This is a genomic window from Hydrocarboniphaga effusa AP103 (assembly GCF_000271305.1).
Classification (GTDB): domain Bacteria; phylum Pseudomonadota; class Gammaproteobacteria; order Nevskiales; family Nevskiaceae; genus Hydrocarboniphaga; species Hydrocarboniphaga effusa.
In genome coordinates, this window is sequence record NZ_AKGD01000001.1 from 2,362,218 (window position 1) to 2,384,006 (window position 21,789).

At 66.5% G+C, this 21,789-nt stretch carries 19 protein-coding genes; 17 read left to right on the forward strand and 2 right to left on the reverse strand.

Translation table 11 applies throughout. The annotated features are described in order from the left end of the window. Positions 1-27 precede the first annotated feature (27 nt). Positions 28-3,318, reverse strand: coding sequence for an alpha-1,4-glucan--maltose-1-phosphate maltosyltransferase (locus WQQ_RS10410; protein ID WP_007185114.1), 3,291 nt, complete (start codon positions 3,316-3,318; stop codon positions 28-30). Positions 3,319-3,683: 365 nt separating this feature from the next. Between WQQ_RS10410 and WQQ_RS10415 the strand changes: the two genes are divergently transcribed. The 3 genes from WQQ_RS10415 to WQQ_RS10425 are packed head-to-tail and all read left to right on the forward strand — an operon-like array spanning position 3,684 to position 5,580. After that, positions 3,684-4,091 (forward strand): ketosteroid isomerase-related protein, encoded by a 408-nt coding sequence (locus WQQ_RS10415; protein ID WP_007185115.1) that lies wholly within the window; start codon positions 3,684-3,686, stop codon positions 4,089-4,091. A gap of 2 nt (positions 4,092-4,093) precedes the next feature. Continuing rightward, on the forward strand, positions 4,094-4,687 hold the full coding sequence (locus WQQ_RS10420; RefSeq protein WP_007185116.1) for a GNAT family N-acetyltransferase: 594 nt from the start codon (positions 4,094-4,096) through the stop codon (positions 4,685-4,687). Then, positions 4,684-5,580 (forward strand): carbon-nitrogen hydrolase family protein, encoded by an 897-nt coding sequence (locus WQQ_RS10425; RefSeq protein WP_007185117.1) that lies wholly within the window; start codon positions 4,684-4,686, stop codon positions 5,578-5,580. Before WQQ_RS10420 ends, WQQ_RS10425 begins: the two co-directional genes overlap by 4 nt. Before the next feature lie 175 nt (positions 5,581-5,755). Here WQQ_RS10425 and WQQ_RS23000 read toward each other — a convergent pair whose 3' ends face one another. Further along, positions 5,756-7,741 (reverse strand): ATP-binding protein, encoded by a 1,986-nt coding sequence (locus WQQ_RS23000; protein WP_007185118.1) that lies wholly within the window; start codon positions 7,739-7,741, stop codon positions 5,756-5,758. Positions 7,742-7,922: 181 nt separating this feature from the next. Here WQQ_RS23000 and WQQ_RS10435 point away from each other — a divergent pair, with 181 nt between their 5' ends. From WQQ_RS10435 to atpE, 14 genes are all read left to right on the forward strand, one after another. Next, entirely contained in the window at positions 7,923-9,428 is a 1,506-nt protein-coding gene (locus tag WQQ_RS10435; RefSeq protein WP_007185119.1) for a helicase HerA-like domain-containing protein, read from the forward strand. Between the two features lie 439 nt (positions 9,429-9,867). Continuing rightward, a complete protein-coding gene (locus WQQ_RS10440; protein ID WP_007185121.1) occupies positions 9,868-11,145 on the forward strand; it encodes an efflux RND transporter periplasmic adaptor subunit in 1,278 nt (425 codons plus the stop codon). A gap of 56 nt (positions 11,146-11,201) precedes the next feature. Further along, positions 11,202-11,921 (forward strand): ABC transporter ATP-binding protein, encoded by a 720-nt coding sequence (locus tag WQQ_RS10445; protein ID WP_007185122.1) that lies wholly within the window; start codon positions 11,202-11,204, stop codon positions 11,919-11,921. A 4-nt stretch (positions 11,922-11,925) separates the two neighbouring features. After that, positions 11,926-13,245: an ABC transporter permease gene (locus WQQ_RS10450; protein WP_007185123.1), complete on the forward strand. Its 1,320-nt coding sequence runs from the start codon at positions 11,926-11,928 to the stop codon at positions 13,243-13,245. A 37-nt stretch (positions 13,246-13,282) separates the two neighbouring features. After that, positions 13,283-14,509 carry an ABC transporter permease gene (locus WQQ_RS10455; RefSeq protein WP_007185124.1) on the forward strand — a complete coding sequence of 409 codons (1,227 nt, stop codon included), beginning with the start codon at positions 13,283-13,285 and terminating at the stop codon, positions 14,507-14,509. Between the two features lie 63 nt (positions 14,510-14,572). After that, complete coding sequence (locus WQQ_RS10460) at positions 14,573-15,943, forward strand: sigma-54-dependent transcriptional regulator (protein ID WP_007185125.1); 1,371 nt, start codon at positions 14,573-14,575, stop codon at positions 15,941-15,943. Between the two features lie 16 nt (positions 15,944-15,959). After that, positions 15,960-17,288, forward strand: coding sequence for a sensor histidine kinase (locus WQQ_RS10465; RefSeq protein ID WP_007185126.1), 1,329 nt, complete (start codon positions 15,960-15,962; stop codon positions 17,286-17,288). Positions 17,289-17,351: 63 nt separating this feature from the next. Next, positions 17,352-17,564, forward strand: a complete 213-nt coding sequence (locus tag WQQ_RS10470; RefSeq protein ID WP_007185127.1) for a hypothetical protein — start codon at positions 17,352-17,354, stop codon at positions 17,562-17,564. Positions 17,565-17,703: 139 nt separating this feature from the next. Then, positions 17,704-18,348 carry a 16S rRNA (guanine(527)-N(7))-methyltransferase RsmG gene (gene rsmG, locus WQQ_RS10475; protein ID WP_007185128.1) on the forward strand — a complete coding sequence of 215 codons (645 nt, stop codon included), beginning with the start codon at positions 17,704-17,706 and terminating at the stop codon, positions 18,346-18,348. Positions 18,349-18,355: 7 nt separating this feature from the next. Continuing rightward, a complete protein-coding gene (locus WQQ_RS10480; protein WP_007185129.1) occupies positions 18,356-19,144 on the forward strand; it encodes a ParA family protein in 789 nt (262 codons plus the stop codon). Positions 19,145-19,154: 10 nt separating this feature from the next. After that, entirely contained in the window at positions 19,155-20,015 is an 861-nt protein-coding gene (locus WQQ_RS10485) for a ParB/RepB/Spo0J family partition protein (protein ID WP_007185130.1), read from the forward strand. 200 nt (positions 20,016-20,215) lie between these two features. After that, on the forward strand, positions 20,216-20,563 hold the full coding sequence (locus WQQ_RS10490) for an ATP synthase subunit I (protein WP_040453381.1): 348 nt from the start codon (positions 20,216-20,218) through the stop codon (positions 20,561-20,563). After that, positions 20,563-21,408 carry a F0F1 ATP synthase subunit A gene (gene atpB / locus WQQ_RS10495; RefSeq protein ID WP_007185132.1) on the forward strand — a complete coding sequence of 282 codons (846 nt, stop codon included), beginning with the start codon at positions 20,563-20,565 and terminating at the stop codon, positions 21,406-21,408. Before WQQ_RS10490 ends, atpB begins: the two co-directional genes overlap by 1 nt. 103 nt (positions 21,409-21,511) lie before the next feature. Continuing rightward, complete coding sequence (gene atpE, locus WQQ_RS10500) at positions 21,512-21,778, forward strand: F0F1 ATP synthase subunit C (protein ID WP_007185133.1); 267 nt, start codon at positions 21,512-21,514, stop codon at positions 21,776-21,778. Positions 21,779-21,789 lie beyond the last annotated feature (11 nt).

A 21,789-nucleotide genomic window follows, 5' to 3' on the forward strand; every position in this document is an offset into this window, starting at 1 on the left:
CCTTGCGATCGTGGTCGTCATGGGACGTCAGTGTTGGGTCGGCACGCTGAGCTGCCAGATCGCGTAGGGCTGATCGGGCGTCAGGCGCAGGTGCTGAATCTTTCCGCTCCAGCTGAAGGCCTGGCCGCCGTGCAGCAGATCGCGGACGAGCAGCGAGCCCTGGTCGGGCTGGCCGAATTCCCACAGTGGCAGCTCGAAGTCGGCTTCCTGCGCACGATGCGGATCGAGGCTCACAGCCACCAGCACGACGTCGGAGCGATCGGGCGTGCTCTTGCGGTAGACCATGATCTGGTCGTTCCAGCAGTTGAGGAAGGCCACGCCGAGGTGCGACTGCAGCGCCGGATGGCGGCGGCGCAGGTAATTGAGCTGGGCGATCTCGGCGGTGATGTTGCCGGGTCGGTTCCAGTCCCAGACGCGCAGCTGGTACTTCTCGGAATCGAGATATTCCTCGCGCCCCGGCAGCGGCGTGGCCTCGCAGAGTTCGAAGCCGCTGTAGACGCCCCAGAGCCCCGACAGCGTCGCCGCGAGTGCGGCGCGGATCAGGTGCCCCGGCCGCCCGGAGGTCTGCAGGAACACTGGGTTGATGTCCGGCGTGTTGACGAAGAAATGCGGGCGGAAATAGTCGCGCATGTCGGTCTGCGTGAGCTCGGTGATGTACTCGCTGAGCTCATGCTTGTTGTTGCGCCAGGTGAAGTAGGTATAGCTCTGCGAATAGCCGATCTTGGCGAGCCGCTTCATGAGCTTGGGCCGCGTGAAGGCTTCGGCCAGGAACACCGCATCGGGATAGCGGCCGCGCACGTCCGCGATCATCCACTTCCAGAACGGCAGCGGCTTGGTGTGCGGGTTGTCGACGCGAAAGCAGCGCACGCCTTCGTTGCACCAGAACAGCACCGCATCGCGCAGCGCCACCCACAGCGCGGGCATCGCGCCCTGCGCATAGAAGTCGACATTGACGATGTCCTCGTACTTCTTCGGCGGATTCTCGGCGTACTTGATGGTGCCGTCCGGGCGCCAAGCGAACCAGTCCGGATGATCCTTGAGCCAGGGATGATCGGGCGAGCACTGGATGGCGAAATCGAGCGCGATCTCCATGCCGTGCTCGCTCGCCGCATCGCGCATGCGGCGAAAGTCTTCGAGCGTGCCGAGCCGCGGATCGACCGCCTCGTAACCGCCCTCGGCGGCACCGATCGCATACGGGCTGCCCGGATCGTCCGGGCCTGCGGTCAGCGAGTTGTTGCGGCCCTTGCGATGCTTGCGGCCGATCGGGTGGATCGGCGGGAAATACAGCACGTCGAAGCCCATCTCGCGAATGCGCGGCAGCTGCGAAATGACATCGAGGAAGGTGCCGTGACGGTTCGGATCGCCGCTCATCGAGCGCGGGAACAGCTCGTACCAGCTCGCGTACTCGGCGGCCGGACGCTCCGCGTCGACGACCAGATAGGGCTCGTGGCGCGCGGCGAAGGCACGTTCATCGGCGAGCTTCATCGCCTCGGCGGTGTCGTCGGCGACCAGCGCCTCGAAGCGCGTTTCGTCGTCGGCGTCGGCGAGCGATCCGCAAAGCTCGCGCAGCCACTTGGCGGCATCGGCATCGGTCGCGCGCGTCGACGCTTCGCAGACCATGCTGAGGCCTTCGGTGAGTTCGAGCGGAATCTTGAGCTTGGCGGCGTGCTTCTTCTCGATCTCGTGGCGATAACTGCCCCAGGCGTCGCGCCAGGCTTCGATCGTGAACTGATGGCGGCCCAGGCGTTCGAGCGGAAACTCGCCGGCCCAGCGATCGTTGCCGATCGGTCGCATGCGCATCTGCTTCCACTGGCTCTCGTCGGCCGCGCGCCAGAGCAGCGCCACCGCAACCTGGTCGTGGCCATCCATGAAGGCGTCGCATTCGACCTGCACGCTCTGGCCGACGATGCGCTTGACGACGAACTCGCCACCGTCGATCGCGGGCGTGATCGCTTCGATGGCGACGCGCGGCACTTTCACGGCCGAGTCGAGCGAGCGCCGGGTTCGCGTGAGCGCATTGGCGAGCACCGGTGCGGGGCGTTCGGCGCGCAGGCTCAGCAGCTCGCCGGCCTCCAGGCGCAATGGATGATCGAGCGCGAGCTCTTCGCCCTGCGCATCGCGCAACTGCGTGAGCCCGCCGGCGTTCGCGCCGAGCAGGCTGGTGGGCGCCACTTCGATCGCATGTTCGAGATCGGGATTGGCGACCAGCACCACGCCTTCGTCGACGCGCCGCGCATCGGCGTCGTCGGCCTTGAGCACGGCGGTGAAGTTGCTGGCCGGCCCGCTCAGCGGAAGCAGCGACAGCGTGGGTTGCGCGTTTGCCGCGATCTGCCGGTTGAGCTCGACGATGTCCTTGCCGAGTTCGAAGCTCGGCGTTTCGCGCCAGCGCGCGAAGTCGGACGGCGCACCGCCGGTGGGATTGAGCGGTTCGATCGCGCCGTACTCGAAGCCCATCGGCACCAGCCACCCGCAGCCCGCGTGGGCGGCGAGCTGGGCGATGCGGCGGGCGGCGCGCTCCGCCAGATCGCGACGTACGAAGCGCTGGGCCACGCGCGCCTCGAACGGCGCCTCGGCGACCGCGATCACCGGCGCGACGCGCGAGAGCGAGGTCTGTTCGTCGATGAACCAGCTGCTGCGGAAATCCCAGAATGCCGACGAGCCGATGGCGGCGTCGTAATCGAGGCCGATGAGCTTTTCGTGATCGGCCCAGTCCATGCCCTGCGCGCCCGCGATGAACCGGCAACCCGGCACTTCGTGCATGAGCGCGCCGATCAGTTGGCGCGGCAGGCGTTGCGGCCATTGCACGCAAAATCCGGCGACGCCCGCATCGACCCAGCGCGCAATCCGTTCGCCCCAGAAATGCTGCATTTCGACCACCACAGCCGGATCGTCGAGCCGCATGCCGACGCCGCCGCGCCACTGCGGATCGACGCGCGGGTCCAGCGCGTCCGCACCGGCGCCGTCTAACCAGTTGCGATGCTGCTGCGCATACACGCCGCCGGCCGCGCAGCGATCGAGCACCAGGTCGAGCACGATCCGGAGCCCGGCCTTGCCCGCGGACTGGCAGATGTTGCGCAGCGCCGCGACCGCGTCGTTGCCGGCCGCGAGCGCCGCATGCGGGCGGTCGAAGTTCGCCACCAGGCTCAGGCGTCCGCCCGGGCTGGTTTCGAAGATCGGCGGCAGCAGCACGTGGTCGAAGCCCATCGCCGCGATGCGTGCGAACTGCGCGCTCCAATTCGGCAACGGTCCCGCTACCAGCGGATGCAGAAAATAGAGGCGAGGGGAGAACGCGGTTCGAAGTCCGCTTCCGGTATCCATCGCTGGACCACTCCTTGGTCGAGTCGCGGCGACGCAAAGCCGTCGGCGCGCAATGATTGATCGAGCGCGGCCCCGGACGCGAAAACGCTCCGGCGACTTTCTCGTCGGAGTGCTGCGGGATGTGACATCGTCCAGGCGATGCGCGAAATGCAAAACGAATTTTCGTCCGCAGGCTATCCCGGCCAGCTGAATCTCCGGCGACTTCGACCAGTCGGCGGGAATACGGATTGCTGCCCGCCCGCCTGCGACTGGGGCATTTCTGCACCACCATGAAGGACTTGCGGGCGATATCGTTAAGATGCGCGGCGGATGGTCGATTCGTCGCAATCGCCCCCAATTCGATGCTCGAGACGGAGTCTTCCCCCATGAATGCTGGCACCGCCGCGCTGCTGCAGCGCTACTACGATCGCTTCAACGCCCAGGACTGGAGCGGTTTTCTGGAGCTGCTGACCGATGACGTGGTGCACGACATCAATCAGGGCGGCCGCGAAACCGGTCGCGCGGCCTTCGCCGAATTCCTCAAGCGCATGGATCGCAGCTACAGCGAGCAGATCGTCGAGATATCCATCACCACCAACGAGGACGGCTCGCGCGCTGCGGTCGAATTCGTCGTGCTCGGTACTTACAAGAACACCGACGAAGGCCTGCCGCCCGCGACCGGCCAGCAATACCGCCTGCCGGCCGGCGCCTTCTTCGACATTCGCGATGGCAAGGTCGCGCGCATCAGCAATTACTACAACCTGCAGGATTGGCTGCGCCAGGTCGGAGCCTGAACTTGGCGCTGAGGCTGCAGCGTCTTGCGGGCCGCGAGATCGTTGGGCATCTCGATGAACTCGCCGAGCTGCGCATTCGCGTGTTCCGCGACTGGCCTTATCTCTACGAGGGCACGCGCGAATACGAGGCGCATTACCTCGAGGTCTACGTGAACTGTCCGCGCAGCCTCTGCGTGCTGGCCTGGGACGGCGATCGCTGCGTCGGCGCCTCCACCTGCCTGCCGCTGGCCGATGCGCTGCCGGACATGCAGGCGCCGTTCGTCACGCGCGGCATGGATGTGTCGCGCATCGACTATTTCGGCGAATCGGTGCTGCTGCGCGAGTATCGCGGGCAGGGCGCGGGCGTGGCCTTCTTCAACGAGCGCGAAGCGCATGCGCGTTCACTCGGCCTTGCGCTGTGCGCGTTCTGCGCGGTCGATCGCGATGCGGACGATCCGCGCAAGCCGGCCGATTACGTGGGCAACGATGCGTTCTGGAGCAAGCGCGGCTATCGCAAGCAGCCCGGCATGCAATCGACGTTCGTGTGGCCCGACATCGGCGAAACCGACAACAGCACCAAGACCATGACGTTCTGGATGCGCGAGCTGACGCAATGAGCAAAACCCCTTTCATCGCCGCGACCGCAGCGTTCCCGGTGAGCGAGCCGCGCTCGTTCGCCGAAGTGCAGGACACGATCACGCGCTGGGTGACCGAGGCCGCGCAGCGTGGAGCGCGCCTGCTCGTGTTTCCCGAATACGCCTCGATGTCGCTCGCCGCGCTGTTCGACGAGCGCGTGCGTAGTGATCTGTCGGCGCAGCTCGATGCGCTGCAGACGCTGCGTGACGATTACCTCGCGCTGCACGAGCGGCTCGCGCGCGAGCACGGCGTGCACATTCTCGCCGGCAGCTTTCCGTGGCAGACCGCACCGCAGCGCTTTCACAACCGCGCCTGGCTCTGTACGCCGCATGGCAGCGATTACCAGGACAAGCAGATCATGACGCGCTTCGAGCGCGAGCAATGGGCGATCAGCAGTGGCGATGCGGCGAAGGTGTTCGATACCGAGCTCGGCCGGCTCGGCGTGGCGATCTGCTACGACTCGGAGTTTCCGCTGCTCGTGCGCTCGCAGGTCGAAGCGGGTGCGCAGCTGTTGCTGGTGCCCTCGTGCACCGATGCGGCGGCGGGCTATCACCGCGTGCGTGTCGCGGCGCAGGCGCGGGCGCTCGAATCGCAGTGCTATGCGCTGGTGTCGCCGCTCGTGGGCGAAGCGCCTTGGTCGCCGGCGGTCGATGTGAATGTCGGCGCGGCGGGAGTTTACGGGCCGCCGGATCGCGGGTTTCCCGATGACGGTGTGTTGGTGGTTGGCGGGCTGAACGAGCCGGGCTGGGTTTATGCGGCGATCGATCTCGAGGCGGTCGAGCGGGTGCGCGCGAATGGGCAGGTTTTGAATCATCGGCATTGGGGGGAGCAGCGGGGCGGGGTGGCGGGGCTGGCTTCGCTGTTGTTGCGTTGAGATGGGGTGTTTTGATCTGAGGGTTTTGGCCTTCCCGGCCGGGGGTTACTTTCTTTGCTCGTGCGCTTACGGATCGATGCACAAGCAAAGAGAAGTAAGGCCCGACCGGCGAGGTCAAAAGCCCTCAGTGCTCAGCTGAACTCGGCCAATAGCGAACCCCGCTCAACACCCCAGATCACGCGCCCCCCAACACCGGCACGGTGAAATGAAACGTCGTCCCCCGTCCCCCCCCTATCCCCACCGGCTCCGCCCAGATCCGCCCGCGATGCCGCTCGATGATCCGCTTGCAGACCGACAAGCCGATACCGCTGCCCGGATAGCGATCCGCCGCGTGCAGGCGCTTGAACACCTCGAACACGCGCTCCGTATCGCCAGGCTCGATGCCGATGCCGTTGTCGGTCACGCTGATGCGCCATTCGCCGTTGACGAGGCGCGCGGTCACCGCGACCTGCGGTTGTTCCCGGCCGTGGAACTTGATCGCGTTGCCGATCAGGTTCTGCAGCAGCTGCACGAGTTGCGAGGCATCGCCCATCACTTCGGGCAGCGGCTCGCACTGCAGATGCGCGTCGAGCTCCTCGATCGAGGCATGCAGGTTCGATAGCGCCATGCGGTAGATGCTGTTGAGGTCGCAGCGCTCGAACGGCTTGGGGCTCGATTCGATGCGCGAGTAGTCGAGCAGGTTGACGATCATCGAGCGCATGCGGGCGACGGCTTCGCGGACGAATTCGAGATATTCGTCGGCGGTCGGATCGAGCTTGCCCTTGTAGCGGCGCGCGAGCAGGTCGGAGAAGCCCGAGATCGCGCGCAGCGGCTCCTGCAGGTCGTGCGAGGCCGCATAGGCGAAGCGTTGCAGCTCGGAGTTGCTGCGCGTGAGTTCGCCGATCGATTGCTCGAGCGCGGCGCGCTGGCCTTCGAGCTCGCTGTCGACGCGCTGGCGCGACAGCAGATTGCTGACCATCTCACCGAAGATCGTGAGCACGAAGATGAGCTCGGGCGGCCAGCGCTTTTCTCCGCGCACCCAGTCGAAGCCGACGTAGCCGGGCACGTCGAGCGAGGTTCGCATCGGCACGAGCAGCAACGACTGAATGCCTTCCGCCTGCCATTCCTCGCGTTCGGCGCGCGCTTCGGCCGGCAGCTCGCTCACGCGCGGCACATGCAGCACTTCGCCGCGACGCAGGCGCTCGACGCACCAGCTAAAGGTGTCGACCGACAGCGCTTGCAGGCGCGAATGCTGCGGCTCGATGCCGTCTCCGCACCACTCGTGCGTGCACGAGACGGTTCGGCCGTCTTCGCCGAACTGGAACACGTAGCTGCGATCGGCCTGCGCGAAGCGGCCGATTTCCTCGAGCGCATAGCGGATGCCGCGATCGACCGAGCCCGAACTCAGGCTGATCATTTCGGTGGACAGGCGCGAGATCAGCGCTTCGAACGAAAGCCGGTAGGCCAGCGCCTGCTCGCCGCGCAGGCGTTCGCCGACATCGATCATCGAGCCGCCGACCAGCGTGCGGCCGGGCAGCGAGGGCAGGCGGATGGCGCGCAGTTCGCAATCGGCCGGCACGCCGGCGCGCGTGATGATCTTGATCGGCATCACCACGCGCTCGCCGTCGAGCGCGCGCCGGATCAGGGATGCCATGAAGGCTTCGAGCTGCTGCCCGTCGCCCTGGAACGGAGCGCTGAGCTGGGCCGGCGTCATGCCGATCATCTGATCGCGCGAATAGCCGCACAGGTCGGCGAATTTCTGGTTGATGTCGACGAGCATGCCGCTCTCGACGTGATAGACCCACATCGCATCGGGCGCGTGCTCGACGATGGCGCGCTGCTGGTCGATGCGCGCCTGCAGCTCGGTCATGCGGTTCTCGACGCCTTCGAGCGAGCGCGCGATCTGGCCGACCGAGTCGCGCGCGGTGTTGGCGGCGATCACCGAAGGATCGTTGGCCGACAGCCGCGTCGCGGTGCGCGAGAGCTCCGATAGCCGGCGATCGAGCGCATCGAGGAACCAGGCCGCCGAGGCACCGAGCAGGAACAGGGGCAGGGCCACGCTGACCAGCGTGATGGTGTTGTCTTCGACGTAGCCGAGCGTCACCGAGGCCACCAGCGCGCTGGTGGCGACGACGGCGGTACCGAAGTAGTACTTGAGCGTCATCGGAAGCTCGGGGCGCATCGATTCTTCACTGTGTTGATGCAGGCCAACATCCGGGTCGGCCCGTTTCTTGTCGTGGGCGGCATGTTACTCCCGTGCGTGGCGGGCGAGCCGGCTTTCGGCGGCGCATCGGCCGCGCTTGTCGGCCGACGGCGCGCGGACGACCATAGCGGCCTCGTCCTCCTTTCGTGATCGACCCCGCATGACGGCCTCCCTGCTGATCGGCCGCGGCCAGACGCCGCAATGCCTCGATGCCCGCTACGCCAACCGTCACGGCCTGATCGCCGGCGCGACCGGAACCGGCAAGACCGTGAGCTTGCAGGTGCTCGCCGAAGGCTTCTCGGCGATCGGCGTGCCGGTGCTCGCGGTCGACATCAAGGGCGATCTGTCGGGCATCGCCAAGGCATCGGCCGGCGGCCCCAAGCTCGAGGCGCGTGCGGCCAAGACCGGAATGGAGGCCTATCGGCCGGCCGCCTGTCCGGTGGTGTTCTGGGATGTGTTCGGCCGGCGCGGCCATCCGCTGCGGGCGACGGTGTCCGATCTCGGGCCGCTGCTGTTCGCGCGCCTGCTGGCGCTGTCGGACGTGCAGGCCTCGGTGCTCTCGCTGGCGTTTCGCTATGCCGACGATCACGGCCTGCTGCTGCTCGACCTCAAAGACCTGCGCGCCCTGCTCAATCACCTCGCGGCCAACGCCAAGGCGCTCGGTGCCGATTACGGGCTGATCTCGTCGGCCTCGATCGCGGCGATCCAGCGCGCCCTGCTCGCGCTCGAATCGGCCGGCGGCGAGCACTTCTTCGGCGAGCCGGCGCTCGACCTGTCCGACCTGCTGCGCACCGATCTGTCGGGACGCGGCCTGGTGCATCTGCTCGCGGCCGATCAGCTGTTCTTGCAGCCGCAGCTCTACGCGGCCGTGCTGCTGTGGCTGCTCGGCGAGCTCTACGAGCAGCTGCCCGAGCAGGGCGACGCCGACCAGCCGCGCCTCGTGCTGTTTCTCGACGAAGCGCATCTGCTGTTCAAGGACGCGAGCGCCGCGCTGGTCGACAAGGTGGAGCAGGTGGTGCGGCTGATCCGCTCCAAGGGCGTGGGGCTTTATTTCGTCACCCAGAATCCGCTCGATCTGCCCGACGCCGTGCTCGCCCAGCTCGGCAATCGCGTGCAGCACGCGCTGCGCGCGTTCACGCCGCGCGATCAGAAAGCCGTGCGCGCCGCGGCCGAGACCTTTCGCGCGAACCCGGGGCTCGACGTCGCGAGCGCGATCACCGAGCTCGGCGTCGGCGAGGCGCTGGTGTCCACGCTCGGCGATGACGGCATTCCGAGCGCGGTCGAGCGCACGCTGATCCGTCCGCCGCAATCGAGCATCGGCGCGCTGAGCGATGCGGAGCGTGCCGCGATCGTCGAGCGCAGCCCGGTGCGCGGGCGCTACGAGCAGGCGATCGATCGCGAATCGGCCTACGAGCGGCTGACGGCGCGTGCCGCCGCGGCAAAGCCGGCGCCGTCATCGGACGATTCCGGCTGGCAGCAGCAGGTCGAAGACGCCTTCGGCAAGGGTTCGCGTGCGCCGGAGCCCAGGCGCAAGCCGGCCGCGAGACGCGGCGACTCGGTGGCTGAGGCGGCGGTGAAAAGCGCGGTGCGCGGGCTCTCCGGAACGCTCGGCCGCGAGCTCGGCAGGCAGCTGCTGCGCGGGCTGCTCGGCTCGCTGAAGCGCTAGCCCGCATTTCTCACAGGTCGCCGGAGCATCCCGTGCTTCTCCCGAGTCGCATTCGACATTCCGAGCCTGTTGCGTAACGGGGTGCCGGAGGATTCTCCGGCTGGATCGGCGCCGGCCTGCCTGCGGCGCTCACGACTTGGGTTTCACTCACCCGATGGAATCACCATCGGGTTCGCTCCAGCCCGGCTTCGTGAGCGTCCTCGCCAACGGCCAGCGCTCGATCCCCCTGTGAGAAATGCGGGCTAGCCGCGGACGACCGCTGGACGCGCCGAGGTGTCCGCAGGTGTCCGCAGTCGCGCGGCGGACACTCGCGGGTCTGCGTTCCCATGCTTGAAAAACGGCGATAAGCACAAGCCGATCAATGGCTTGACAGCTGGCGTGGAAGAGTTGCACGGGCCTTGCCATATCCGTGGCACGACCGCTCACACCACTGCCTGCCATGACCCTGTCGACCACCTCATCGGGCCTGATTCCGGATACTTCGAGTCAGGACATCGCCATCGCGCCGCGTTCGCGCAAGCGCTTCGCGATCTACGCCGTGGCCGGCCTCGCGGTGCTCGGCGCGCTGGCCTGGCTGCTCATGAGCTTGGGCGGAGCGCAGCGCTCGGTCGCCGCCGAGCGCCTGCGTCTGGCGACGGTGACGCGCGGGGCTTTCGTTTCGGACTTGTCGGCGCAGGGCCGCGTGGTGGCGGCGGTGAGCCCGACGCTGTATGCGCCGGCGCTCGGCACGGTGGCGCTGAAAGTCGCAGCCGGCGAGCGCGTGAAGCAGAACCAGCTGCTCGCGGTGCTCGACAGCCCCGAAGTCACCAACGAATTCGAGCGCGAGAACGCCAACCTGCAAGGCCTGCACGCGACCTTCGATCGCGAGCGCGTCGACGTCGAAACCTCGCGCCTGCAGAACCGCCAGGCCGTCGAGCTCGCCAAGGTCAGCGTCGAATCGGCCGAGCGTGAGCTCAAGCGCGCCCAAGACGCGCTCGGCGTGCTGCCGAAGGTGGAAGCCGATCGCCGCGCCGACGAGTTGCGCATCGCGCAGGTGAAGTACCAGCACGCGCAGGACGAATTCAAGCTCAAGAACCAGAGCCTCGATTTCCAGCTGCGCACGCGCAAGCTCGAAGTCGATCGCCAGCAGCTGCTCGTCGACAACCTGCAGCGCCGCGTCGACGAACTCAACATCGTCGCGCCGGTGGACGGCGTGATCGGCACGCTCAACGTGGTGCAGCGCCAGGCCATCGCCGCCAATGCGCCGATCCTGACGGTGGTCGATCTGTCCAAGCTCGAAGTTGAGATCCAGGTGCCCGAAACCTACGCCGACAGCCTCGGCCTCGACATGCCGGCGGAAGTGACGATCGGCGCGCGCACGGTGCGCGGCCATCTGACCGCGATCTCGCCCGAGGTCAACAACAACCTCGTCACCGGCCGCGTCGCCTTCGACGATGCGGTGCCGCCGGAGCTGCGCCAGAACCAGCGCATCTCGACGCGCATCGTGCTCGACAACCGCGAGGGCGTGGTGCAGCTGCCGCGCGGCTCGTTCATCGACGCGGGCGGCGGCCGCTATGCCTACGTGCTGCGTGACGGCGTCGCCCAGCGCACGCCGATCACGCTCGGCGCGGTGGCGATCGATCGCGTCGAAGTGACTTCGGGCCTGAAGCCCGACGACGTGGTGGTGATTTCGGGCGACGACGCCTTCGACAACGCGGCGAGCGTGCTGGTCCGCTGAAAAAATTCGCAACGACGACATCTGACGACATCAAGAACGGGAACACGAAAATGGCCATGTTGAAAATGGAAGGCGTACAGAAGATCTACCGCACCGACCTCGTGCAGACGCACGCGCTGCGCTCGCTGAGCCTGCAGGTGGCCGAGGGCGAATTCGTCGCCGTCACCGGGCCAAGCGGCTCGGGCAAGACCACCTTCCTGAATATCGCGGGCCTGCTCGAAACCTTCGACGAAGGGCGCTACACGCTCGACGGCAAGGACGTTTCGCGGCTGTCCGATCGCGAGCGCTCGAAGATCCGCAACGTCAAGATCGGTTTCATCTTCCAGTCGTTCAACCTGATTCCGGACCTGAACGTCTACGACAACGTCGACGTGCCGCTGCGCTATCGCGGCATGAGCGCGGGTGAGCGCGACCAGCGCATCAAGGAGGCGCTCGAACGCGTCGGTCTGGCCTCGCGCCTCAAGCATCTGCCGTCGCAGCTCTCGGGCGGTCAGCAGCAGCGCGTGGCGATCGCGCGCGCGCTCGCAGGCAGCCCGCGCATCCTGTTCGCGGACGAACCGACCGGCAACCTCGATTCGCTGATGGCGCGCGAAGTCATGAACATGCTCGAAGACATCAACTCGCGCGGCACCACCATCGTCATGGTCACGCACGATCCGGAGCTTGCGCGCCGCGTGCATCGCAACATCCACATCATGGACGGCCAGGCCAGCGATTTCGCCAAGACGCCGCGCAAGGCACCGCGCGAAGAATCCACGCTGTCGGCGGTGGGCTGAAGCCATGATCGGCTACTACTTCAAGCTCGGCCTGCGCCAGCTGCGGCGCTCACCCGCACTCACCGCGCTCGTCATCGTCACGCTCGCGGTCGGCGTGGCCGCGAGCATGTCGACGTTGACCGTGCTCTACATGATGTCGAGCGACCCGATTCCACAGAAAAGCAACCGCTTGTTCACGGTGACGATCGACAACCGCCCGGCAGACAACAACGACGAGGAAGGCAAGGCGCGCGGCCTGTCGTGGATCGACGTGAAGAACCTGCGCGAAGGCGCGCAGGGCGTGCGCCGCAGCGGCATGTACGGCACCGCCGGCATCATCGAGCCCGAGCGCCAGGGCATCCGCAATTTCATCGCCAGCGGCATGGCGGTGGATCGCGATTTCTTCGCGATGATGAATCTGGACTTCACGCAGGGTTCGGCCTGGTCCAAGCAGGACGAGAACGCCGAGGCGCGCACCATCGTGCTGTCGACCGAGACGGCGCAGAAGCTCTACGGCGACGAACCCGCGGTCGGCAAGATGCTGCGTTTCGCGGGCAACGAGTATCGCGTGGTCGGCGTTCTCAAGCGTTTCGTCATGCTGCCGCGCTTCTATCTGATGGAGAACGGTGGCCGCGGCGTTGGCGCCGGTCTGTCCGACGTCGACGAGGTCTTCGTTCCGCTGACGACGGCGATCGCGACCGAGCAGGTCATCAACGGCAACATCAACTGCCAGGACGACGCCGAGCCGGGCTTCAAGGGCCTGGTCGGCTCCGAATGCACCTTCATGCACTTCTGGGCCGAGACCGAAACCGCCGGCGAACGCCAGGCGTACAAGGATTACATCGACGGCTACGTGCAGCAGCAGCGTGCGCGCGGCCGCCTGCCGCACAAGGAAGGCGCCGAGCTCTACGACGTGCGCGACTGGCTGTCGTTCATCGGCGTGGTCGACGACGACACCAAGCTGCAGACCTGGCTCGCGTTCGGCTTTTTGACCGTGTGCCTGGTCAACACCATCGGCCTGCTGCTCGCCAAGTTCACCGCGCGCTCGGGCGAGATCGGCGTGCGCCGCGCGCTCGGCGCGAGCCGCAGCCAGATCTGCGCGCAATACCTCATCGAAGCCGCGACGCTCGGCCTGGTCGGCAGCCTCATCGGTGTCGCGCTCGCCTACGGCATGCTGCACCTGATGGCGCGGCAGTCGCCCGACCTCGAAGCGCTCGCCAAGATGGATGCGCTGATGCTGCTGACCACCGTGCTGCTGTCGATCGCCTCGTCGGTCATCGCCGGCCTGCTGCCGACCTGGCGCGCGATGCAGGTGGTACCGGCCTTGCAGCTCAAGTCCCAATAACGCCGCATCCGCCAGATCACGAAACCGGAACAAGACCATGGAAATCCGTCCCATCCTGTCGGCCCTGCTGCGCAACAAGACCGGCGCCCTGCTGATCGCGGCTCAGGTGGCGCTGACCTTCGCCATCGTCGTCAACGCGGCCTATGTCATTCGCGATCGCCTCGCCACCGCCGCGCGTCCGTCGGGCATCGATGACGAGAACCGCGTGCTGACCGTGCGCTTCGGCATGACCAGCGAGCAGAACCTCGATGCGCTGCAGCAGCGCGACCTGGCCGCGCTGCGCTCGCTGCCCGACGTCGAATCGGCCAGCGTGACCAACCACGTGCCGCTCGGCCAGGGTGGCTGGAGCGCCGGATTCGCGCTCGAGCGCACCAACAGTTCGCCTAACATCAGCGCCGGCATGAGCTTCGACGACGGCAGCCTGCTCAAGACCTACGGCGTGAAGCTGCTCGAAGGGCGCTATTTTTCGCCCGAGGAGATCGCGGTCATCGATCCGGCGACTTCGCGTGACAATCCGCCGATCGTGCTGATCACGCAGGAGTTCGCGAAGAAAATGTTCCCCGACGCGGCTTCGGCGGTCGGCAAGACGATGTACCTGGGCAACAGTAGCGATGCGCCGGCCGTGACCGTCATCGGCGTGATCGGCCGCCTGCAGACGCCGTGGGCGCAGCTGCGCGAAAACCACTTGTTCACGGTGGTGTTTCCGCAGCGCCTGCTGCAGTCCTACAACCCTTACGTGATCCGGCTCAAGCCCGGCGCGAGCGCTTCGGCGCGTCAGACGGTGCTCGATACGCTCGCCAAGAACGATCCGGACCGCGTGGTGCTCAAGGGCATTCAATCGATCGCCGAGCTGCGCGCGACGCGCTATCGCGGCGAGCACGCGGTGGCCGGCCTGCTGATCGCGGTGACCGCGTTCCTGCTGCTCGTGACCGCCAGCGGCATCGTCGGCATGGTGAGCCTGTGGGTGAACCTGCGCCGCAAGCAGATCGGCGTGCGGCGGGCGCTCGGGGCGACGCGCATCGACATCGTGCGCTACTTCGTGACCGAGAACCTGCTGATCACCTCCTGCGGCGTGATCGCCGGCGTGATCGCGGCGCGCGGACTCAACGTGGTGCTCATGCGCAACATGTCGCTGCCCGAGTTGCCCTGGGCGGGCCTCGTGGTGGGCGCGTTCGCGCTGCTGCTGCTCGGACTGCTGTCGGTCATGGGACCGGCGATGCGGGCTTCGCGGCTGTCGCCCGCGCTGGCGACGCGCAGCATATGATGCGGGCTTCGCGACCCGCGTCGCACCGTCACCGATAGCGTTCTCTCCGATTCGAGACTCCCCATGGCCACGGTTCTGATCGTCGATGACAACCGCGCCGTCTGCATGGCGCTCGAAGTGCTGTTCGCGCTGCACGGGCTCAAGACGCACTCGCGCTACACCCCGGCCGAGGCGATCGAGTTCCTCGAGAACGAGGACGTCGATCTGGTCATCCAGGACATGAACTTCGGTGCTGACACCACTTCGGGCGAAGACGGCATCAAGCTGTTCCATGCGATACGCGAAAGCGATCCGGACCTGCCGGTGATCCTGCTGACGGGTTGGACGCACCTGGAGCACGCGGTCGAGCTCATGCGCGCGGGCGCCGCCGACTATCTCGGCAAGCCCTGGGACGACGCCAAGCTCATCACCACGGTGCACAACCTGCTCAAGCTGCGCCAGGCCACGCGCGAGAACCAGCGGCTGCGCTCGGCGCGCAAGGCGGTGCGCACGCGCGTCGCCGGCGCATTCGATCTGGCCGGGCTGGTCTATGAATCCGACGCCATGCACGAGATCGTCACGCTGGCCACGCGCGTCGCGCATGCGGACGTGCCGGTGCTGATCACCGGGCCGAACGGGGCGGGCAAGGAAAAGATTGCCGAGATCGTGCAGGCCAATTCATCGGTGGCCGATGGCCCGTTCATTCGCGTGAACGTCGGTGCGCTGCCGCAGGAGCTCATGAGCGCCGAGCTGTTCGGTGCCGAAGCCGGCGCGTTCACGGGTGCGCAGAAGGCGCGCGTCGGCCGCTTCGAAGCGGCCGATGGCGGCACCTTGTTCCTCGACGAAATCGGCACGCTGTCGCTCGAAGGCCAGGTCAAGCTGCTGCGCGTGCTGCAGACCGGGCAGTTCGAGCGCCTCGGCAGCACGCAGACGCGCAGCGTGAAGGTGCGCGTGGTCAGCGCGACCAACGCCGATCTGCGCGCCGCCATTTCGGCCGGCACTTTCCGCGAAGACCTGTACTACCGGCTCAACGTGATCGAGCTGCGCGTGCCGCCGCTGCGCGATCGTCCGGACGACGTGCTGGTGACCGCGCGCGCGTTTCTCGACAACGCGCATCGGCTGAGCTTCGAAGCCGAGCGCGCGCTGCTCGCGTATCCGTGGCCCGGCAACGTGCGCGAGCTGCAGAACTGCGTGAGGCGCGCCTGCCTGCTCGCGGCCGGCGAAGTGATCCAGCCGCGCGAACTTGGCCTGCCGGTGGTCAATGAGAAGCCCGGCGAGGCGCATCACGGCGCGCAGCCCTTGCCCGAGCCCGATCGCGAAACCCTGCAGGCGGTGCTCGCGCGCAGCGGCGGCGTCATCGCCACCGCCGCGCGCGAACTGGGTCTGTCGCGGCAGGCGCTGTACCGGCGCATGGAAAAGTTCGGCTTGCAGAAGAGCGAGCCCGCCACCGAATGAGCCTGCGCCGCTAGCGATGCGCGCCATTTCGCTCGAAGGCAAGACGCTCGCCGTGGCGGCCGCGCTCGCGGCCGGCGGCGCCGTGCTCGGCGTCTGCATCGCGCGACAGGTCGACGATGGGGTGCTGGCCCTGCTGTTTTCCTGCGCGCTGATCCTGCCGGTCACGCTGCTCGTGATCCGTCGCACAATGGCGCCCGTGAGCCGCTACCTGCAGGCGCTCATCGACGGCGTGTCCTCGCTGCGCGACGGCGATTTCAGCATCAATCTCGCGGTGCGGCGGCGCGACGAGCTCGGCGATCTGGCCGCGGCCTACAACAGCGTCGGCGACATCCTGCGATCGGAGCGGCAGAACCTCTACCAGCGCGAGCTGCTGCTCGACACGGTGATCCAGTCTTCGCCGCAGTCGCTCGTGCTCGTCGACGACAGCGGGCACGTGCTTTACGCCAACACCGCGGCGCGCCGGCGCTTCGCCGATGGCCGGCGCATGGAGGGCGTGCTGTTCGAAACGGTGCTCGACGCTTGTCCGCCTTCGCTGCGCGAGGCTGCACGCGCCGAGCTCGACGGGCTCTACACGGTCGAGATCGAAGGCAGCGAACCCGAGATTCTGCACGTCACGCGCAACCAGTTCCGGCTCAACACGCGCGAGCATCGGCTGTACCAGTTCAAGAGCCTTACGCGCGAACTCACGCGGCAGGAGCTCGCGACCTGGAAGAAGGTCATTCGCGTGATCAGCCACGAGCTCAACAACTCGCTCGCGCCGATCTCCTCGCTCGCGCATTCGGGACGGCTCGCGGTGCAGGCGCAGCGCACGGACCTGCTCGACGGCATCTTCGAAACCATCGAGGAACGCAGCGCGCGCCTGCGGCATTTCCTCGAAAACTACGCGCGCTTCGCCAAGCTGCCGCAGCCGCGGCTCGAGCGCATCGACTGGTCGTCGTTCCTGCCGCGCCTGCAGCGCGCGGTGCGGTTCGGGCTCGAAGGCGAACTGCCCACCGAGCCCGCCAACTTCGATGCGGCGCAGATCGAGCAGGTGCTCATCAACCTGCTCAAGAACGCGCACGAATCGGGCAGCCCGGCCGATGCGGTGCGGCTCGCGGTGCAGCAGCTCGACGACGGCCAGTTCTTGATCCGCGTGATGGACCGCGGCCCGGGCATGTCGGAAACCGTGCTCGCGAGCGCCTTGCTGCCGTTCTATTCGACCAAGCCGGAAGGCACCGGCCTGGGCCTGACGCTGTGCCGCGAGATCACCGAAGCCCACGGTGGCCGCGTCGCCCTGGCCAATCGCGCCGAGGGCGGGCTCGAAGTCCGGCTATGGTTGCCGATGGCTCATTCAGGAGCGGTTTAAGGCGCTCGTCAAAACTCCGCTGGCGTGCGCCGACCGGCGCTCTTACCAAGGGAGTTTGGTGACATGAAAGTCTTCGGCATCGTTCTGGTGATTCTGGGCATCCTCGGCTTCGTCTTCGGCGGCGTGGTGTTCAAGCACGACAAAAAGGTGGCCGACATCGGCCCGGTCGAAATCAACAAGGAAGAGAAGAAAGCTTTCCCGGTCACGCCGGTGGCCTCGGGCGCGATCCTGCTCGCGGGCATCGTGCTGGTAGTGGCGGGGGCTCGCAAGCGCTGATCGCGCTGTCGGGCGTGGAGATGAAAAAAGGCCAGCGTTCGCTGGCCTTTTCATTGGTGTGGCCCGCCGGTCTCGGGCGCCGGGATCGGCTTCGGCGCTTGGGCTTATACTCCGCGGCCCTCCCGCTGGAGCCGCTGTCTTGGCGCTCTCTCCCCACATTTCGCGACTCGAACGGCGGCTGCGCGACGGTATCGAGGCGCTGGCGCTCGATCTGCCCGAAGCGGCGGTGCCGCAGCTGCTGGCGTATCTGGCGGAGCTCGAGCAGTGGAACGCGGCCTACAACCTCACCGCAATCCGCGATCCGCAGCAGATGGTCACGCGGCACCTGCTCGATTCGCTCGCGGTGCTGCCGTACATACAGGGTGATCGCATCATCGACGTCGGTGCTGGCGCCGGCCTGCCGGGCCTGGTGCTCGCGATCGCCCGGCCCGGGCTGCAGGTGACCACGCTCGATTCCAACGGCAAGAAAACCCGCTTCATGCGTCACGCCGTACGCTCGCTCGGGCTGGCGAATGCCAGCGTGGCTGAAGCGCGCGCCGAAGCTTTCGAGCCCGACGAGCCGTTCGACCAAGTGCTGAGCCGGGCCTTCGCGAGCCTGGCCGATTTCGTCACTGGAACCCGCGAGCTGCTCGCGCCGGGTGGTCAATGGGTCGCCATGAAAGGCAAACTAGAGAGCGCCGAGCTGTCGGCGTTGCCGCCCGGTTGCCGCATCGATGCGACGCATCGCCTGCGGGTGCCCGGGCTGTCCGAAGACCGTCACGCCGTCATCCTCACCGCCACTTGAAGCCCCAATGACCCACGTCATCGCCGTAGCCAATCAAAAGGGTGGCGTTGGAAAAACCACCACCTCGATCAATCTCGCTGCCTCGCTCGCGGCCACCAAGCGCCGCGTGCTGCTGGTCGATCTCGATGCCCAGGGCAACGCGACGATGGGCGTGGGCGTCGACAAGACGTCGGTGCAGCTGACCGCGCGCGACGTGCTGCTCGAGCAGACGCCGCCGGCCAGCGCGATCCAGTACCTGCCCGAACTCGGCATCTCGCTGATGCCGGCCAACGGCGACATGACCGAGGCCGAGATCAAGCTGCGCGACGTCGCGGCGGGCGATTTCGCGCTCAAGAGCGCGCTGGCCGAAGTGGCCGGGCAATTCGACTACATCATCCTCGACTGCCCGCCGGCGCTGTCCAAGCTCACCGTCAACGCGCTGGTTTCGGCCGACGGCGTGCTGATTCCGATGCAGTGCGAGTACTACGCGCTCGAAGGTCTCACCGCGCTTGTCGACACCGTCCAGAAGATCAAGCGCGTGATCAACCCCAAGCTCGAGATCGACGGCCTGCTGCGGACCATGTTCGATCCGCGCAACAACCTTGCTAACGACGTGTCGGCGCAGCTCACCGAGCATTTCCCCGACAAGGTCTATCGCACCATCATCCCGCGCAATGTGCGTCTGGCCGAGGCGCCGAGCCACGGCCTTCCCGTCATGATGTACGACCCGCAGAGCACCGGTGCCAAGGCCTATCTGGCGCTCGCGGGCGAAATGCTGCGCCGCCACGATGGCGGCCAGATGCGCCTGAACGCCTGAGCACCTTCTTATGAGTACGAAAAAGCGCGGCCTCGGCCGCGGCCTCGATGTGCTGCTAAGCAGCGTCAATACCGCCGCCGCTCCGGTAGAGCCCGGCGAAGAGCTGCGCGAACTGCCGCTCGACCAGCTGCAGCCCGGCAAGCATCAGCCGCGCCGGCACTTCGACGCCGAAGCGCTCGAGGAACTGGCCAGCTCGATCGCCGCGCAGGGTGTGGTGCAGCCGATCGTGGTGCGCCCGATCGAGGGCGATCGTTTCGAGATCGTCGCCGGCGAACGCCGCTGGCGTGCGGCCAAGCAGGCGGGGCTCAAGAGCATTCCGGCCGTCGTGCGCTCGCTCGACGAGCGCGGGGCGATGGCGGTCGCGCTGGTCGAGAATATTCAACGTTCCGATCTGAATCCGCTCGAAGAGGCCGAGGCCCTGCACAAGCTGATCCAGGAATGCGGAATCACGCACGAGCAGGCCGCGACCGCGGTCGGCCGCAAGCGCGCCAGCATCACCAACCTGCTGCGCGTCATGGAGCTCAACGAGGAAGTGCAGGGCTGGCTGCGCGAGGATCGCCTCACGCTCGGCCACGCCAAGGCGCTGCTTGGGCTGCAGGGCACCCAGCAGACCGCGCTGGCGCTGCGAGTGATCGACGAGCACCTGACCGTGCGCCAGACCGAAGCCCTGGTGCAGGCGGCGCAGCAGAAAACCGAAGACAAGCCGCGCCGCGCCGCGCCGGCCCCATCCAGCGATCTCGAACAACGGCTCGCGGGTCGCTTCGGCTTGCCGGTCCGCCTGCAGCAGAACGGGGCCGGGCGCGGCAAGCTCACCGTGAGTTTTCGCAGCGCCCAGGAGCTGGACCGGTTGCTCGCGGCGCTCGAATCCTGAAGCAGAAAATCCGACCCGTTGCCTACGTAGAACGACTGACCGGTCGTTCAAGGCGCCCTGTACCGATCTGAGCCGACTGGCGTCGATCTGAGTGCGATAGTGAGCCGAAACGTCGATATCTTCGACGTATGTCTAGTTGAAGTCGCCGCAATGGCCCCCGTATACTTGATGGGCTTGATACGGCGTTAAAGGTAAAGCGGATGTCTCTGGCAACGCGCCTGGCGTGGTATCAGCTGCTGGTCGGCATGGTCGCCGCCGGCGTCTGGTGGGGGCTCAATGGTCGGGCTGCCGCAGTCGCCGCGTTGGCCGGGGGAGCCGCCAGTGCGTTGATCAGTTTTTATACGGCCCTGAAAGCCTTGGGCCGAAAAAGGCAGAGCCCTGGTGCGATGTTGTCGGATTTCTATCGCGCACAGGCCTGGAAATACGTGCTCGCGGGGGTGGTATTCGTCTCCGCGATCAAAATATTCGGGAACCAGTTCCTGCCGTTCATCACGGCATATCTGGCGACCCTTTCGATCTACTGGTTTTCTTTGCTTTGGAAAGAGTGATGGCGAGCGCGGAAAAAACCCCGGCGGAATACGTCACCCACCATCTTCAGCATTTGACTTATGCCGGCGACGATAAGTTCATTTCGCTGACCGCCTGGCATCTCGACACGCTGATCTTCTCGACCGTCCTCGGTCTGATCTTCCTCACGCTGTTCCGCTACGTCGCGGTTCGTGCGACCTCGGGCGTGCCGGGCAAGCTGCAGGCCGCCATCGAGTTCATCGTCGAATTCGTCGACAACTCGGTCAAGGACAGCTTCCACGGCAACCGCGCATTCGTCGCGCCGCTGGCCCTGACCATCTTCGTCTGGGTGTTCCTCTGGAACTGCATGGATTTGCTGCCGGTCGACCTGCTGCCGGAAATCTGGGCTCAGGTTTCTGCTGCCGCCGGTCACGATCCGCACCATGCCTATCTGCGCGTGGTTCCGTCCGCCGACATGAGCGCCACCTTCGCGCTGTCGATCTCGGTCTTCATCCTGATCTTCGTCTACAGCTTCAAGGGCAAGGGCGCCGGCGGCTTCGCCAAGGAATTCCTGACCCATCCGTTCGGCGCCTACATGCTGCCGGCCAACGTGCTGCTCAACTGCGTCGAATATCTGGCCCGCCCGATGTCGCTCGCACTGCGACTGTTCGGCAACCTCTACGCCGGTGAGCTGATCTTCATCCTGATCGCGCTGCTGGGCATGGCCTGGACCGGCCCGAATGCGCTCTCGATCGGCCTGTTCGGCGGGCAGATCATTGCCGGCCTGGCCTGGGCACTGTTCCACATTCTCGTCGTGACCCTGCAGGCGTTCATCTTCATGACGCTGACCATCGTCTACCTGAGCATGGCCTACGAGCACCACTGATTCGCTATCGCTGCAAAGAGCTTCACGCTTCACCGCAACACATCTTGATCGCTGTAACCACAACGTCTTTTTCACCACCGCTAAAAAGAGAACGGAGTACCCCATGGAGCTGATCGCTGCAATCCAAGCCAACACCGCCATCACCATCGGCCTGATCTTCGGCCTGGCGGCTCTCGGCACCGCCATCGGCTTCGGCCTGCTGGGCGGCAAGTTCCTGGAAGGCGCTGCCCGCCAGCCGGAACTCGCCAACATGCTGCAGACCCGCATGTTCATCATCGCCGGCCTGCTCGACGCCATCGCGATCATCGGCGTCGCCATGGGCCTGCTGATGATGTTCGCGAACCCGCTGCTCGCCGCCCTGCAGCAGTAAGACGCCGCCGG